We start from the raw sequence: 15,913 nt of genomic DNA, 5'->3' as shown, positions 1-15,913 counted from the left end.
CACTTTCGCCGCAACCCGGCCCTGTCCAGCAGGAGACTTGCATGAAAGCGATCCGCATTCACGCCTTTGGCGGCCCCGATGCCCTCAGCTATGAGGAAGTGCCAACCCCCACCCTTCGCGACGACGAAGTGCTGGTGCGCAACAAGGCCGCCGGCGTTAATCCGATCGACTGGAAAACCTGCAGTGGCGGCGGTGCGGCCTCCTTTATCGGCAAGCTGCCTTTCGTACCGGGCTGGGAGTTTGCCGGCGTGGTGGAGCTGGTTGGTGCGGCGGTGGAAGACTTCAAGCCCGGTGACGAGGTTTTTGGCTTTATCCGCTTTCCACAGGCGGCCGGCTGCTATGCCGAGCACCTGGCGGCGCCGGCCAGCCAGATCGCCCTCAAGCCGCAGCAAATGCCGTTCAGTGAAGGGGCGGGGCTTGGCCTTGCCGGGCTGACCGCCTGGCAGGCACTGTTCGACAAGGGCCAGCTCGGTGCCGGACAGCGCGTGCTGGTACTGGCCGCTGCCGGCGGTGTGGGGCACCTTGCGGTACAGCTGGCCAAAGCGGCCGGCGCCCAGGTGACGGGCTCCGCTTCGGCGGCGAATCACGCCTATCTCAAGTCCCTGGGCTGCGATGCGGTGATCGATTACCAGACAGAGGACCTCAGCACCGTGGCGCAGGATATGGATCTGGTGCTTGATGGCATGGGCGGGGATGTTGGCATCCATGCGCTGGCGTGCCTGAAACCGGGCGGGCGCCTGGTCACACTGCCATCGGTCACCACCGATGCCGTGGTACGCGCCGCCGAAGCGGCCGGTGTTCAGGCCTGCGGCATCCGGGTGGAACCCAATGGTGCCCAGCTGGCGGAACTGGCCAAGCGCTATGCCCAGGGCAGCCTGAAGCTGACCCTGGCGGCCGAAGTGCCGCTGGCTGAAGCACGCAGCGCCCACCAGCAGAGCGCCGGTGGGCACGTGCGCGGCAAGCTGGTGCTGACGATCTGAAAGCCGCCGTTACTGCGCCAGCGCATCAGCGGCCACGCCGCCACTGCACTCATATTGCTGCTGGCGCATCAACAGGCGACAGCCGTCGCCCCGGATATTGCCATCCCAGCAGGCGTACTTGGCCCAGGCCTTGTCGTCCTCGGTGGGTTTGAGCCGGTAGGCCGGTACCCCGTCGCAGAAACCCGGGGTGGGTGCCGCTTCGGCCAGGCAGGCCTTGAGGTAGTAATCGTGCTGCAGGGTGCAGTCGAACCCGGTGCAACCGTTGAAGTTTTCCAGCGTCCGGGTCAGGCAGGCCTGCTGGTCGTGCTGCTGGCCAAACAGCCTGCCCTCGGCCTGAAAACTGACCCGCGCACCGCTCTGGCGATCATTGAACTGCTCCAGCCACAGAGGCCCGCGCAGCCAGATCCAGAGACCCAGCACCAGCGTAATGAGGCCAAGCCCGCAAAGGACTTTGCTGCGTGATTTCATCGTCAATCCGGTATTTCAGAAGGTAGAAAGGGCTTCAGCGGCGCCGGACATAGAGGCCGCCAAGGCACAAAAACAAACCCAGGGTGGACAGCAGCATGCCGCCATTCACCAACAGCGGGTTGCGCACGCTAAAGGGGACAAAGGCATGGTTGCCCACCGGATCACAGGCCTCGGCGGCATAGTCGAAGGACCCGCCGGCATCGAGGCAGGCATCAATCAGTGACTGCTCCATCATGTAGCCTGTCATCATGCCAAGTGCAGGCACCAGCAGCAGTAAAAGGCCGAGTCTGAGCATCAGTCCTGGTCACTGATGCCGATATTGCTGAAACCTTCATTGCGACCCAGTTCGCGCAACTGCTTCACCAGCGCGGGGTTGAAGGGACCATCGGCTTCCAGCAGCTCCAGCGCGGTATCCACAAAGGCTTCTTCCTGCAACATCATGTCGTGGGTATTGATAAAGCGCACCAGCTCTTCATCGGACATCTGGTCGTTGCCCTCGGTGACCTCGATATAGGATGCCACGCACTCGCGGGACAGGTTCGCCACCGCCACGGCTTCGCTGGCATCGTTGTCCAGGATAACGCTCAGGGTGGAGAACAGTGCCAGCACCGAGTCCAGCGCCGGCGATGCGCCGTACATGTCGAAGGCATCCAGGTCCGGCATGTTGCCTTCGACCTTGTCGAGCTGTACCTCGAAGTTCATCTTGGCGCCGCTGTTGGACAGCTGATCCCAGACACCATTGAGGATCTGGCGCAGCTGCTGGGCATCGCCAAACTCCACCAGCCGCGAAAACAGCGCGAAGTTCGGAAACATGCGCTCGGACAGGGTCGCGCAGAAAGCCGTCAACCGGACCTGCTCCAGTTCTGACAGGCGTGCTTCTATATCCAATTGATCACTCATTGATCTCTCCGCAGGTCGGAACAGTTTCGTAGGCCCTATTGTAAGGGTTTTACAGCAATTTGCAGTACGCGAAGTCATGACGACCCCGCCTGTTGCGGTTATATTAGTAACTCCTCGAATTGACTCGCGGTTATAACAAAAATGTCCTCATTCTCGTCGATCAATCGACTGGTCCAGTGGCTGGATTGTTTCAGCGAATGGAGCGGCCGCATTATCTCCTGGCTGACACTGTTCATGGTACTAACCACCTTTGTGGTGGTGGTCATGCGCTACCTGTTCAATGTCGGCAATATCGCCGTGCAGGAATCGGTCATCTACATGCACAGCTTCGTCTTCCTGCTGGGCGCCGCCTACACCCTCAAGCACGATGGTCATGTACGGGTGGATATTTTTTACCGGCCGCTGGGCGAACGCGGCAAGGCCTGGATCAACCTGTTCGGCACCCTGGCGCTGCTGCTGCCGGTGTCCATCTTCATCCTGGTGATCTCCTGGGATTATGTCGCCACCTCCTGGGGCCAGATGGAAGGCTCCCAGGAAGCCGGCGGCATCCCCTATCGCTACCTGCTCAAATCCACCCTGATCCTGATGCCCGTCATGATGATCATGCAGGGCATCGCCGACCTTGGCCGCTGCCTGCTGGTACTCTGTGGACACGGACACCTGCTGCCATCTGACGAGGAACACGGTCTATGAGCGAACTTCTTCCCCTGTTCCTGTTTGCCGGCGCCATTATCGTGCTGCTGCTCGGGTATTCTGTGGCCTTCTCCCTCGCCGGTACCGGCCTGCTGTTTGCGGCCATCGGTGCCTGGACCGGCCACTTCGATGTCGTATTCCTCGAGGCCATTCCCAACCGCCTGTTCGGCATCATGAACAACGAGGTCCTGATTGCCGTACCGCTGTTCGTGTTCATGGGGGTCATGCTGGAGAAATCCCGCATTGCCGAGGAGCTGCTGGATGCCATGGCATTGATGTTCGGCCCCATGCGGGCGGGGCTTGGCATTTCCGTCACCCTGGTGGGCATGCTGCTGGCCGCCAGTACCGGTATCGTCGGCGCGACCGTGGTTACCATGGGACTGCTGTCGCTGCCCACCATGCTGCGCCGTGGCTATGACCCCAAGGTTGCCACCGGCATCATCTGCGCCTCCGGTACCCTCGGGCAGATCATCCCGCCCTCCATCGTGCTGGTACTGCTGGGGGACGTTATTTCTTCCGCCTACCAGCAGGCCCAGATCGACCAGGGCCTGTTTTCCCCCGAAACCGTTACGGTGGGTGACCTGTTCCTGGGCGCCCTGATTCCCGGCCTGATCCTGGTAGTCGCCTATATCCTCTACCTGCTGTTCAAGGCCGTGACCGACCCCAGGAGCGTGCCGGCCATTCCCCAGTCCGAACGCGATGCGGTGGATGATCTCGCCGCCCGCGTGCTGAAGGCACTGGTTCCTCCCATTCTGCTGATCGGCCTGGTGCTGGGCTCCATTCTGGGGGGCTTTGCCACACCCACCGAAGCCGCCTCGGTCGGTGCGGTCGGGGCCATTGCGCTCAGCATGATGCGCGGCAATTTCAACCTGCCCGTGCTCAAGCAGGTGATGAAGTCCACCACCGAGGTCAGCTCAATGGTGTTCATCATCCTGGTCGGCGCGTCCATCTTCTCACTGGTGTTCCGGGGCTACGGCGGTGATGACCTGGTACGGGACTTCCTCACGGACCTGCCCGGCGGCGTGTTCGGCGCCATGGCCATCGTCATGCTGGTGATTTTCCTGCTCGGCTTCTTTCTCGACTTTATCGAGATTACCTTTGTGGTCGTGCCCATCGTCGCACCCATTCTGCTGACCATGGGGCTGGACCCGGTATGGCTGGGCATCATGATCGCCATCAACCTGCAGACGTCCTTCCTGACGCCGCCCTTTGGCTTCGCGCTCTTTTACCTGCGAGGCGTGGCGCCGGAGTCGGTCTCGACCATGCAGATCTACCGCGGCGTAATACCATTTATTCTGATCCAGCTGGTGATACTCAGCCTGCTGGCCTACTGGCCGGCGCTCGCCACCTGGCTGCCGGAAGCGGTGTACGGCTAGACCGCAGCAGCAGGCAGCCACAAAAAAAGGGGCCGGCGAATGCCGGCCCCTTTTTTATCTTCGCCCTGTATCAGAGCGAGCGGGCGTTCAGGTATGCCTGCTCGGAAACGGCGTGCCATTTCTTCGCCTGGTCACGGAATTTCACAAAGGAATCGAACACCTTCTTGGTGATCTCGTCCTGTGCGGCTTCTTCTGCAATCACTTCGTCGGACAGGTCACGCAGCTTCTTCAGCACGTCGTCCGGGAAGCGGCGCAGATCCACGTTCTGCTCGTTGACCAGCTGCTCCAGCGCCTGGTTGTTCTTGGCAGTGAAGTCCGCCAGCATGTCCTGGTTGGCGATACGGATGGCCGTGCGCACGATCAGCTGAAGTTCTTCTGGCAGCGCTTCCAGCGCTTCCTTGTTGATCATGCACTCAAGCGTGGTGCCCGGCTCATGCCAGCCCGGGTAGTAGTAGAACTTGGCGGCCTTGTGCAGACCAAAGGCCTGGTCGTTATAGGGGCCGACCCACTCGGTCGCGTCGATGGCACCGGACTGCAGTGACGGGAAGATTTCGCCACCCGGCAACAGTACCGGCGTACCGCCGGCGCGCTTGAGCACTTCGCCACCCAGGCCCGGAATACGCATTTTCAGGCCTTCAAGGTCGCTGACGCTGTTGATTTCCTTGTTGAACCAGCCGCCCATCTGCACACCCGTGTTACCGGCCGCGCCCGGCACCAGGCCGAAGGGAGCGTACACTTCTTCCCACAGTTCCATGCCGCCGCCGTGGTACAGCCAGGAGTTCATTTCCTGTGCAGTCAGGCCGAAGGGCACCGCCGCGAAAAACTGTGCCGCGCTGCTTTTGCCTTTCCAGTAGTAGGAAGCGCCATGACCCAGCTGCGCCGTACCGCGGGAAACGGCGTCGAATACTTCCAGAGCGCCAACCAGTTCGCCGGCACCGTATACCTTGACCTCGATTCGCCCATTGGAGAGCTGGCCGATCAGCTCCGCCAGATAGTTTGCACCGGTTCCCAGCCCCGGAAAGTTTTTCGGCCAGGTCGTGACCATTTTCCACTTGTGTTCCGGTGCCGCCTGCGCGACCCCTGATACCAGAGTGCCCGCTGCCAGAGTAGCCGCACCCGCTCCTTGTAGGAATTGACGACGTTTCACAGAGCCTTCCCCGCTGTTTGCATTATTCGGATTTTTTATTTGCAATTCAAAAAGGTAGCACGCACCTGCAGAAGCTGCAACGCGCTTTTAATCAGCCCCACGGGCGCGATTGATGCGACCTGCCAGCGCAGTTAGATAGGCTCCCCGTCATATTCATTGCTATAATTGCCGCCTTGCCAAGTACTTGTTCGAAAAGAGAAAAGCCTTGCACCCCCTCAATCTTCTGAAAAAGATCGCAGATGCACACCCCAAGCTGCGCAAGTCCGAGCAGAAGGTTGCGGATTTCGTGCTGGCGAAGCCCAGCGATGTCATCCACATGCGCATCGTCGATCTCGCCGCCCAGGCCAGTGTCAGCGAGCCGACGGTGGTGCGATTTTGCCGGGCACTCAACTACGACGGTTTCCAGGACTTCAAGCTGACGCTGGCCCAGGGCCTGGCCAGCAACCCCAGCTTTGAGCAGTTCGCGCTGAACTCGACCGATACGGTGCACGAGTTCAAGCAGAAAATTTTCGACTCGATGATCGGCAACCTGATCAATATCCGCGAAGACCTGGACTCCGAAACCCTCGAAAACGCCATCGATGCCCTGGTGAACGCGCCCAGGGTGGAGATCTACGGGTTTGGCGCCTCGGCACCGGTGTGCATGGATGCGCAGCACAAGCTGCATCGCCTGAAAATCCTGGCGGCGGCCTATTCCGACCCCCACATGCAGACCATCTCGGCCGTTACCCTGCGCGCAGGTGATGTGGTGATTGCCGTGTCCCAGACTGGCCGAACCAAGGACCTGCTGCACAGCGTGCGGCTGGTACGCGACACCGGTGCCACCGTCATCACCCTGTGCCCGGGTAACACGCCGCTGGCGGACCTGGCCACCATTGCCATCCATACCGACCTTGAAGAAGACAAGGATCTGAGCGCCCTGATGTCATCCCGCGTCATGCACCTGGTGGTGATCGATGTGCTGGCAGTCGGCGTGGCAATGAAGCTGGGGCCGGCTCTGCACGAGCATCTCAAAACCATCAAGCGCAGCCTTCGCAGCCTGCGCGTAAACGACAAACGCCCCGCCTCATCCAGCCCTGAAGACTGACATAAGCCTGTAACAGCGGCCCATTACCCTGCCTGCACTGTTTGAAAAACAGTCAAAGTTGAGATAAAACAGAATAACCCGTAACGATTCCCGTGATGGAATGCGGTAGCGCACCCTGGGGGTCGTGTTTGAGGCAGTCTCTGGGTCAGTGGCCGACATCAGGCGCGTCACCGGCAGATACAGAGACTCGAGCGACGAGGAGCTGTCATTATGCTGATACGCAAAGAGCAGGATCTAAACGCCATTCAAACCGAAGTGTTCGACATTCTGATCGGATACAACGACGAAGAAAAGCAGGCACTGAAGAAACGCGCATCACGCCGGGCACTGGAGGCCAGACGAGCCATCGAGCGGCATATGGAGGAACGCAACCTGACACGCCACGTCGACACCGACGCCTGGCTTGACGAAGCTTGAGCCCGCCCCTCTTTCCATCAAGACCCCGAGCCCTGCAACCGCAGGGCTCGTTCGTTTTGAGCCTTTAATCAAGGTCCAAGGTGGAAGGTGCAAGGTGCAAGGTGAAACCCCTTTAGACTTTGCCTTGTCCCGCATCACTTGCGTCTTACGGTTCTGGATAGATCACATTCAGCGGCACTGAGCGGCCACCTTCCACCACCATCGCCGCATGTTCGCGCCGCAGCAGCCGAGGCTCGGAAACACCACAGCTGTGGGCGATCAGTTCAACCTCGTGCACCAGGTTGTCATGGTAATGGCGCACCCGCTCGGCCTTGTCGGCGGGTACCAGGCCGCGCTGCAGGTCCGGGTCGTGGGTTGTCACGCCAGTGGGGCAGGTATTGCGGTTGCACTGCATGGCCTGAATGCAGCCGAGTGAGAACATGAACCCCCGGGCGCTGACCACGAAGTCCGCCCCCATGCACAGTGCCGCAGCCACGTCCGTGGGATTGATCAGCTTGCCGGACGCCACCAGCCGGATGCGTTCGCGCAGGCCATGCTCCAGCAGCTTGTTCACCAGCACCGGCAGGCTTTCGCGCAACGGCAGACCAACGCTGTCCATCAGCGGCATGGGCGCGGCGCCCGTGCCGCCGTCGGAGCTGTCCAGGGTAATGAAGTCCGGTGCCGACTCGATGCCCCGGGCATGGATGCTCAGGCAGAAGTCCTCCAGCCAGTGCGCCGACCCCAGTACCAGCTTGATGCCACAGGGCTTGCCGGTGACGCTACGTACATGGCCGATCATCTCCAGCAGGTCGTCGATGGAGTCGATTTCCGGATGACGATTGGGGCTGATGGAGGCATGGCCCTCGGGGATACCGCGAATGCTGGCCACTTCCGCGCTGACCTTTTCCGCCGGCAGCATGCCACCCTTGCCAGGCTTGGCCCCCTGGGAAAGCTTGATTTCAAACATCCGCACCTGGCGAATCTCGGCTTTCTCGCGCAGCTTGTCGTCAGACAGCAGGCCCTCGGCATCGCGCACACCGTACTTGGCGGTACCGATCTGGCACACCAGGTCGCAGCCGCCTTCCAGGTGATAGGGCGCAATGCCGCCTTCGCCGGTATTCATCCAGCAGCCGGCCAGCTGGGCACCGCGGGACAGCGCCTGCACCGCAGGCCTGGACAGGGCGCCGTAGCTCATGCCCGAGACGTTGAACCAGGACGGCGCATCGTAGGGCTCCCTGCAGTAAGGGCCGATGCGCATCGATACCGAGCGGGTGCTCTCCTCGGACAGCTTGGGAAAGGGGCAATTCAGAAAGTAGTAGGTGCCGGGAGTCCGCAGGTCGCGGGTCGAGCCGAAGGCCACGGTGTTGTCGAGATTCTTCGCCGCCCGGTACACCCAGGAGCGCTGCGCACGGTTAAAGGGCATTTCCTCCCGGTCCATGGCGAAGAAGTACTGGCGGAAAAATTCACCCAGGTGCTCGAACAGGTAGCGAAAGCGGCCCACCAGGGGGTAATTGCGGCGCAGACTGTGCCGGGTTTGGTGCTTGTCGATCTGGTAATAGGCCAGCGCCGCTACCGCAAGACCCGCCAGCACAACCAGTACCAGGATACCGATCACCGCGATGAAATTGATCGCAAAACTCGTCACCGCATCGTTCATGTACTGTCCCCCGCCAGATTAGGCCCCCTATCCTACCTTTGCGGCGCCAAAGCTCAATGATTCTGCGTGTCGGCATAACGACAGCGCTGACCCGCCCAACAAGCCATAACATGTTCAGCGACATTGTGGCATTTAGAGCGTTAAAACTGATGAATGGGGCATTTTGCTCACATCCGCGCGCTAAAACCGCACCAAACGCAACAAGCCCGCTGCCTTTGCAGGCAACGGGCCTGGGCTGTGCCTAACCGGCAGCCGGGGTCAGACCAGCTGCTTGAGGGCGATCTCGAACGCCGTGCTGGCGATGCCGGTACGTTCGCGGGACTGGCCGTGGGTCAGCGCCAGGGCGTTGCGCACCGTGGTGGTCACATCGCTGAAGATGGCTTCATCGCTGATCTCGACATCGCTGTTCATCAGGAAGGCGAACACCCGGGCCATGCCACAGTTGGCGATAAAGTCCGGCAGCACACTGACCCGGGAGTCCACGTACTCGTACACCGGGCCGTAGAAGATCTCGGGGTCATTGAAGGGGACGTTGGCGCCACAGGACACCACCTCCAGCCCCCGGTCGATCAGCCGGTCCAGCTGCTCGCGGGTGACCAGGCGGGATGCCGCGCAGGGCAGGAAGATTTCCGCCTCCATATCCCAGATCCGCGCCTGAACCTCCTCGAACGACAGCAGGCCTTCGGCCGCCAGCTGGTTGCCCTGCTTGTTGTGAAACAGCTCGCGTACCTGTTCGAACGACAGCCCCCCGGGCGCCAGCAGGCCACCGGCACGGTCGATGATGCCGACGATCTTTGCGCCCTGCTGTGCCAGGTAATAGGCAGCCGCGGAGCCGACATTGCCCCAGCCCTGCACAATGACGCGCTTGCCCTGCACATCCCCACCGTAGATGTTGTAGTAGTGGTGCACCGCCTCGGCCACGCCCCAGCCGGTGATCATGTCGGCGACGGTGTACTTGCGACCGTGGTCCGGCGTGTAACGGCTGTCTTCGATAATCTTGGCCACGCCCAGGCGCAGCTGGCCGACCTTCTGGATCTGCTCGCTGGTGCTGGGCTGGTAGTGGCCGTTGACCACACCTTCCTGCGGATGCCAGAGGCCGTAACTTTCGGTGATGGGGATGACTTCGTGCACTTCATCGACGTTAAGGTCACCGCCGGTGCCGTAATAATGCTTGAGCAGCGGTGCCACCGCCTTGTACCAGCGCTTGAGCACATCCAGCTTGCGCGGATCGGCCGGGTCGAAATCGATACCGGACTTGGCGCCGCCGATGGCCGGCCCCGATACCGAGAACTTTACTTCCATGGTCTTGGCCAGGGATTCCACCTCGTGGCGATCCAGTCCCTTGCGCATGCGGGTACCGCCCCCGGCGGCACCGCCGCGCAGGGAGTTGATCACCACCCAGCCCCTGGCCTCGGTTTGGGCATCGTGCCACTCGAAAACGATTTCCGGAGCCTTGTTTTCAAACGCCTGCAGTAACTTTTTCATCGTTGTGTACCTGTCTGGCCGGCACCGGCTGCGCCTGGCCTTAGCATCAAATGGGAAATCAGAGGTTGTAGAGGAACAGCACCACCAGCCCGACCGGCGTCAGGTAACGCAGCACGAACAGCCAGAGCCGGTGCGTGCGGCCCGCGCCGAGTTCGTCTTCGCTGGAGCACCGTTGCATGACCCAGCCGACAAAAACAGCGGTCAGCAGCGCCACCAGCGGCATCATCACGTTGGCGGTGAGGAAGTCGTACAGATCAAACAGCGTCTTGCCTTCGAAGCGCTCGAAGCTGTCCAGCGGCGTAAAGCCGGACCAGACGTTCAGCGACAGCACCGTGGTCAGCCCGACGGTCCAGGCCGCGAGCCCACCGGTGATGGCGGCCTTGCGCCGAGCCAGGCCCTGCTCTTCGAGCCACTTGACCACCGACTCCAGCATCGACAGCGCCGAGGTCCAGGCGGCAAACAGCAGCAGCACGAAGAACAGGGTGGCGAAGAAGCTGCCCCCCGGCATCTGACCAAAGGCCACCGGCAGGGTATTGAAGATCAGACCGGGACCGGCACCGGGTTCCAGGTCGTTGGCAAAGACGATGGGGAAGATCGCCAGGCCCGCCATCAGCGCCACTGCGGTATCCATCACCGCCACCAGCAGGGAGGTCCGCACGATGGAGACACCCTTGGGCAGGTAGGCGCCGTAAGCCATCATCGAACCGCTGGCCAGGCTAAGGGTAAAGAACGCATGACCGAGCGCCACCAGCACCGCCGCCGCCGTGAGGCTGGAGAAGTCCGGTTCAAACAGGAAACGCAGGGCGGTACCGAAATGGTCGGTGCTCATGCCAAAACCCACCAGCATGACCAGCAACAGCAGCAGCGCCGGCATCAGCCAGGTCACGGCCCTTTCCAGGCCCTGACGCACACCGCCCACGGAAACGAGCACCGCCAGCAGCATGAACAGGCTGTGCCAGAGCGTCAGCTCGACCGGCGACGCCAGCAGCTGGCCGAACATCTCGCCGGCGGCCGCGCCATCCACGCCCACCAGGTTGCCCTGCAGCGCATGGAAGATATAGGGAATGGTCCAGCCTGCGATCACGCTGTAAAACGACAGGATCAGGAAGGCCGCCAGGGTGGCCAGCCAGCCAAGGGCCTTCCAGTGCCGCGAGACCCCCTCCTGGCGGGCGATTTCGCGCATGCTGTTGATCGGGCTCTGGCGTCCGCGCCGGCCCAGCATGACTTCGGCAATCATGACCGGGATACCGATCACGGCGATGCAGGCCAGGTAGACCAGCACAAAGGCCCCGCCGCCGTTTTCACCGGTGATGTAGGGAAACTTCCAGATATTGCCCAGCCCCACGGCGGAGCCCGCCGCCGCCAGGATAAAGGCCAGTCGGGACGACCAGAAAGCCGGGGACGGCGTGGCGGCGCCGCTGGCCGAGGATGCGATTGTGGTTGAAGGCACGCTGTGCTCCTTGAAAACCTGTTTTTAGAATTGTTATACGTCCAGGCCGGCCCCGCCGGGGCCGGTCAGGTCAAGCCGACGGCAGCGCTCAGCCGTTGTCGACCGGCAGCACACCGCGACGAATCTGGTCTTCCTCGATGGATTCGAACAGGGCCTGGAAATTGCCCTCGCCAAAGCCCTCGTTGCCCTTGCGCTGAATAATCTCGAAAAAGATCGGCCCTATCACGGTATCGGTGAAAATCTGCAGCAGCAGGCCCTGGCCCTGGGTGGGCGCACCGTCGATCAGGATATGATCCCGGTGCAGCCGCGCCACGTCTTCGCCATGGCCCGGCAGGCGCTGATCGATACGCGCATAGTAGCTGTCCGGCGTGGTCAGGAAGCTGACACCGCCAGCGCGCAGGGTTTCAACGGTCTGGAAGATATCGCCGGTACCCAGTGCAATATGCTGGATGCCCTCGCCGTTGTAGTCATTGAGGAATTCCTCGATCTGGCTCTTGTCGTCGGTGGACTCGTTGATCGGAATGCGGATCTTGCCGCAGGGGCTGGTCAGGGCGCGGGACTTGAGCCCGGTCAGCTTGCCTTCGATATCGAAGTAGCGCACTTCGCGAAAGTTGAAATGCTGCTCGTAGAAGCCGGCCCACAGGTCCATGTTGCCCCGCGCCACGTTGTGGGTCAGGTGATCGATATAGGTAAGGCCAACACCCGCCGGGTGCTGATCGACGCCGGCAATGGGGCGGAAATCCACGTCATAGATGCTCTTTTCGCCGTAGCGATCCACCAGGTAGATCAACGAACCACCGATGCCTTCAATGGCCGGGATATGTAGCTCCATCGGGCCGGCCCCGGATTCCACGGCTTTGGCGCCACCGGCCACCAGCGCCTTGAGCGCGGCAGGCGCATCGGCCACCCGGAACGCCATGGCATTGGCGCTCGGGCCATGCTCACGGGCAAAGCTCTGGGCGCGGCTGTCGGGCTCGGCGTTGAGAATGAAATTGATGTCACCCTGGCGGAACAGGGTCACGTTCTTGCTGCGGTGCCGTGCGATGGCGACAAAACCCAGGCTTTCGAACAGGCGGGCCAGGGTTTCGGGGCTATCGGAGCAGTATTCGACGAACTCGAAACCGTCGGTTCCAAGCGGGTTGTCCCACAGGGCGTTGAGTGCGGCTGTTTGTGTCTGGGCCATTGTTATTGTCTCCATCCATACCGTTGCTGCTGGCAAGTGATCCGGCGCGATCCGGGTCGCGCCAGCTGATGGAGAAATAGCTTAAGGCAAAGGCCGCGCGTTTATTTTGCATATAACGCTTCCACGACTTAACGTTTACAGGATTCCCGCATAAAAAAGGATAAAAACGTGAGAAACACGCATTCCATCACACTGGACCGTCAGGACATCAAAATTCTCGAGGCGCTGCAGCGCAATGGCCGGCTCAGCAATGTGGAATTATCGGAGCTCGTGCACCTGTCCGCCTCCCAGTGCCAGCGCCGGCGTCAGAAGCTGGAAGAAACCGGCGTGGTGCGCAACTATATCGCCCAGCTGGACCCGGAAAAAATCGGCCTGGGCGTCATGGCGCTGGTCAGCGTCTCACTGGACAAGCACAGCGAGAAAATCGCCGAGGCATTTCGCACAGCCATTATCGAGTACCCCGAAGTGCTCGAGTGCTGGGGGGTGGCGGGTGATGCAGACTACATGCTGAAGATCGTTGCGCCGGACCTCAAAGCCTTCGCCGATGTCACCCTGCACCGCCTGCTGAACCTGCCGATGGTCTCCAACGTCAAGTCCAACCTGCTGCTGCAAACACTCAAGTCCACCACAGAGCTGCCGGTGCGCTGGTCAATCTGAACGGGCGCCGGGACGCAAAAAGGCCGGCAATCAATGCCGGCCTTTGGGTAACAGTGGCTGGCCAGAGGCGCCAGCCAGTACGCAGGATCAGAAATCCAGCCGCCCTTCCAGGATCAGTGCACGCCCGGGGCCCGGTACGCGCCCGACCGGGCTGACATCGGCACCACGGAAGTAGTAGTCCTCATCCAGCAGGTTGGTCGCGGCCACGGCCAGGTTCAACCTGTTGCCACTGCCCACCGCGAAATCGCGGCCGATACGTGCATTCACCAGGGTATAGGACGGCAGCTTGCCGGCATCGCCGTTGGCCGTTTCCGCCACGGTATTGGCGGCATCGCTGAAGCTGTCGCTGGCGTACTGAGCACTCAGGCTGGCCTGCCACTGCTGGTACTGGTAGCCGGCACGCAGGCTGAGATGATGCCTGGACGCGTTCGGCAGCTCGTTGCCGGCATTGGCGCCGTTGAGCTGCTCGGTATCCAGGTAGGTGTAGCCCAGCCCCAGGCTCAGGCGCTCGGTGGTCTGCCAGTCCGCTTCCAGCTCGATACCCTGGTGGCGGGTCTCGCCCAGGTTCTCGTAGCGATCTTCCGCCTTGTTGTACTGGATCTGATCGTCGTAATCGATACGGAACAGCGTGGCCGAGGTCGCCAGGGCCGGCAGCGCCTGCCAGCGGGCACCTAGCTCGTAGTTCCAGGCGGTTTCGTTGGCCACGTCCTCGGCCTTGGTGGCCTGGGCGATCTGTACCGGCACCAGGGAGCGCTGCGTGTTGGCAAACAGGAATACCGTATCGGTGGCCTGCAGCCCCAGGGTCAGGCCCGGCAGGACTTCATCGGCGTTATTGGTCGACGCGGTGGCGGCGAGTTCATCGACAAAGTCCATGCGCACATTCTCGTAGCGCAGGCCCGGTGTGACTTCCAGCCGGCCGTCCAGCAGGCTCAGCGTATCGCTGACATAGACCGCCACGGCGTTGGTTTCCAGATCCCACTTGCGCACCGAGGCATAGGTGCCGCTGGCCAGTTCTTCGCGGTTAACGTCGAAATCCACCTGCTCGGAAACATAGCGGGCACCCAGGGTCAGGGTGTGATCGCCCTGCTGCACGGTCAGCCGCGGCTCGGTACCCCAGACATTGAAGATACGCGGCGAATCGGCCACATGGCTGGCATCGGCTTCGGGATCGGCCCAGCTGCCGCCGCTGACCAGGTCCTGGCCGAAGAAGAAGGTGCGATCGGCGCGGTGGGCGAAGTTGCGCCACTGGAACTCGACATCGTCGCTGGGGCGCGCCGTCCAGGTCAGGGTCCCGCGCAGCATGTCAGCGGCATAGCCGTCATGGGGGCGCTGCGACTGGGTGCGGTCATCTGCATAGGCGCTCGGGCTCAGGGCACCGGGCAATTCGGCATCCACATCGTAGTACTGCAGCTGTGCGGCCAGTTCATTGACATCATCCACGAAGTACTCGGCATCGAGGATAAAGTTACTGACCTCGGTATCGGAATGATCGCGAAAGCCGTCGCCGCGCTGGATGTTGGCCTGGAACTGTAGCGCCAGGTCCTCGGTTGCAAAGCCGCCAATGCGGTAGTAGGTATCGCTGAAGACATTGCCGGTGTCTTCGGCAATCACCAGGCGCTGCTGCAGTGTCTGTTCGGTGTCGACCGGAATCGGCCGGGTGCGGAAGTTCATTACGCCGCCGACGTTGTTGGGACCGTAGTGCACCGCCGCACCGCCACGCACCACATCGATGGCATCGACGCTGGGCAGGGTAACCGGGAACAGCGAGACGCCGACGTTACTGTAGGGGCCGATGGCAATGGGATAGCCATCCACCAGCATCTGCAGGCGTTCGCTGCGCAGCGGGTTCAGGCCGCGCAGGCCGATATTGGGCAGAATGCCGGTGCCGGTCTCGTCCAGAATCTGGATGCCGGGGGCCGAGCGCAGCGCATCCTCGAGATTCAGGGCACCGCTTTGCTGCAGCGCTTCCTGATCCAGCAGCGTGCGGGAGCCGGGATACACCTTGATCTCTTCCTCGCCCGGGGCACCAATCCAGTCGCCCTGCACCGAGAGCGCGTCCAGCTCAACCGCCTCGTTAGCCCAGCCGACCTGGCTGGTAGCAAGGCTGACCAGACTGACCGCCACTACCAGCGGCTTTCTCAGAAGCCTGGGACGCACAAGCTGTGGTGCGCAAAACGACCGGGACATAGGGTTCTCCAATTGCGTTGTTCTTAAATCTAAATGATAAGTGTTCGCAATTGTAACTAGATTACAATTCTCATACAAGCGATGGATCAACGCCTAACACGCGCCCGGATTCACAAATTCACAAATTCACAAATTCACAAATTCACAAATTCACAAATTCACAAATTCACGAATCACGCATCACGCATCACGAAGCACGAAGCACGAATCACGAATCACGAAGCACAAATCACGCGCTTATCCGGCC

15 protein-coding genes are annotated in these 15,913 nt (G+C 61.3%); 6 read left to right on the top strand and 9 right to left on the bottom strand.

Features of this window, described 5'->3' with window-relative positions; all coding sequences use genetic code 11:
* The first annotated feature begins 41 nt into the window (after positions 1 to 41).
* Positions 42 to 980, top strand: a complete 939-nt coding sequence (locus tag KDW95_RS16410) for an NADP-dependent oxidoreductase (RefSeq protein ID WP_255852897.1) — start codon at positions 42 to 44, stop codon at positions 978 to 980.
* 9 nt (positions 981 to 989) lie between these two features.
* On the opposite strand, the gene KDW95_RS16405 is transcribed toward KDW95_RS16410, so the two are convergent.
* Genes KDW95_RS16405 through KDW95_RS16395 form a run of 3 tightly spaced genes read right to left on the bottom strand, consistent with a single transcriptional unit; the run spans position 990 to position 2,348 of the window.
* On the bottom strand, positions 990 to 1,448 hold the full coding sequence (locus KDW95_RS16405; RefSeq protein ID WP_255852896.1) for a hypothetical protein: 459 nt from the start codon (positions 1,446 to 1,448) through the stop codon (positions 990 to 992).
* A 34-nt stretch (positions 1,449 to 1,482) separates the two neighbouring features.
* Positions 1,483 to 1,743 (bottom strand): hypothetical protein, encoded by a 261-nt coding sequence (locus KDW95_RS16400; RefSeq protein ID WP_255852895.1) that lies wholly within the window; start codon positions 1,741 to 1,743, stop codon positions 1,483 to 1,485.
* On the bottom strand, positions 1,743 to 2,348 hold the full coding sequence (locus KDW95_RS16395) for a YjaG family protein (RefSeq protein ID WP_255852894.1): 606 nt from the start codon (positions 2,346 to 2,348) through the stop codon (positions 1,743 to 1,745). Before KDW95_RS16395 ends, KDW95_RS16400 begins: the two co-directional genes overlap by 1 nt.
* Positions 2,349 to 2,489: 141 nt before the next feature.
* Between KDW95_RS16395 and KDW95_RS16390 the strand changes: the two genes are divergently transcribed.
* Together KDW95_RS16390 and KDW95_RS16385 are read left to right on the top strand one after the other, a co-directional pair.
* Positions 2,490 to 3,041, top strand: a complete 552-nt coding sequence (locus KDW95_RS16390; RefSeq protein WP_255852893.1) for a TRAP transporter small permease subunit — start codon at positions 2,490 to 2,492, stop codon at positions 3,039 to 3,041.
* Positions 3,038 to 4,417: a TRAP transporter large permease gene (locus KDW95_RS16385; RefSeq protein WP_255852892.1), complete on the top strand. Its 1,380-nt coding sequence runs from the start codon at positions 3,038 to 3,040 to the stop codon at positions 4,415 to 4,417. The genes KDW95_RS16390 and KDW95_RS16385 overlap by 4 nt, the downstream gene beginning before the upstream one ends.
* A gap of 70 nt (positions 4,418 to 4,487) precedes the next feature.
* Here KDW95_RS16385 and KDW95_RS16380 read toward each other — a convergent pair whose 3' ends face one another.
* Positions 4,488 to 5,564 (bottom strand): TRAP transporter substrate-binding protein, encoded by a 1,077-nt coding sequence (locus KDW95_RS16380; protein WP_255852891.1) that lies wholly within the window; start codon positions 5,562 to 5,564, stop codon positions 4,488 to 4,490.
* 205 nt (positions 5,565 to 5,769) lie between these two features.
* Here KDW95_RS16380 and KDW95_RS16375 point away from each other — a divergent pair, with 205 nt between their 5' ends.
* Together KDW95_RS16375 and KDW95_RS16370 are read left to right on the top strand one after the other, a co-directional pair.
* On the top strand, positions 5,770 to 6,651 hold the full coding sequence (locus tag KDW95_RS16375) for a MurR/RpiR family transcriptional regulator (protein ID WP_255852890.1): 882 nt from the start codon (positions 5,770 to 5,772) through the stop codon (positions 6,649 to 6,651).
* Between the two features lie 210 nt (positions 6,652 to 6,861).
* Positions 6,862 to 7,068: a PA3496 family putative envelope integrity protein gene (locus KDW95_RS16370; RefSeq protein ID WP_255852889.1), complete on the top strand. Its 207-nt coding sequence runs from the start codon at positions 6,862 to 6,864 to the stop codon at positions 7,066 to 7,068.
* 145 nt (positions 7,069 to 7,213) lie between these two features.
* Here the strand turns inward: KDW95_RS16370 and KDW95_RS16365 are convergent, their stop codons facing one another.
* The 4 genes from KDW95_RS16365 to hppD all read right to left on the bottom strand — a co-directional run bounded on the left by KDW95_RS16365 (position 7,214) and on the right by hppD (position 12,822).
* Positions 7,214 to 8,704 carry an FMN-binding glutamate synthase family protein gene (locus tag KDW95_RS16365; RefSeq protein WP_255852888.1) on the bottom strand — a complete coding sequence of 497 codons (1,491 nt, stop codon included), beginning with the start codon at positions 8,702 to 8,704 and terminating at the stop codon, positions 7,214 to 7,216.
* 258 nt (positions 8,705 to 8,962) lie between these two features.
* Positions 8,963 to 10,189 carry a Glu/Leu/Phe/Val dehydrogenase dimerization domain-containing protein gene (locus tag KDW95_RS16360; protein WP_255852887.1) on the bottom strand — a complete coding sequence of 409 codons (1,227 nt, stop codon included), beginning with the start codon at positions 10,187 to 10,189 and terminating at the stop codon, positions 8,963 to 8,965.
* Positions 10,190 to 10,247: 58 nt separating this feature from the next.
* Positions 10,248 to 11,639, bottom strand: coding sequence for a sodium-dependent transporter (locus KDW95_RS16355; protein WP_255852886.1), 1,392 nt, complete (start codon positions 11,637 to 11,639; stop codon positions 10,248 to 10,250).
* A gap of 88 nt (positions 11,640 to 11,727) precedes the next feature.
* A complete protein-coding gene (gene hppD / locus KDW95_RS16350; protein WP_255852885.1) occupies positions 11,728 to 12,822 on the bottom strand; it encodes a 4-hydroxyphenylpyruvate dioxygenase in 1,095 nt (364 codons plus the stop codon).
* Positions 12,823 to 12,990: 168 nt separating this feature from the next.
* Here hppD and KDW95_RS16345 point away from each other — a divergent pair, with 168 nt between their 5' ends.
* Positions 12,991 to 13,479, top strand: a complete 489-nt coding sequence (locus KDW95_RS16345) for an Lrp/AsnC family transcriptional regulator (RefSeq protein ID WP_255852884.1) — start codon at positions 12,991 to 12,993, stop codon at positions 13,477 to 13,479.
* Between the two features lie 87 nt (positions 13,480 to 13,566).
* On the opposite strand, the gene KDW95_RS16340 is transcribed toward KDW95_RS16345, so the two are convergent.
* Positions 13,567 to 15,666 carry a TonB-dependent receptor family protein gene (locus tag KDW95_RS16340; protein WP_255852883.1) on the bottom strand — a complete coding sequence of 700 codons (2,100 nt, stop codon included), beginning with the start codon at positions 15,664 to 15,666 and terminating at the stop codon, positions 13,567 to 13,569.
* Positions 15,667 to 15,913: the final 247 nt, after the last annotated feature.

This window comes from Marinobacterium rhizophilum (assembly GCF_024397915.1).
In the GTDB taxonomy this organism is placed as follows: domain Bacteria; phylum Pseudomonadota; class Gammaproteobacteria; order Pseudomonadales; family Balneatricaceae; genus Marinobacterium_A; species Marinobacterium_A rhizophilum_A.
Note: the sequence above shows the minus strand (reverse complement) of the source record. Positions and strands in the feature narration are given on the sequence as shown.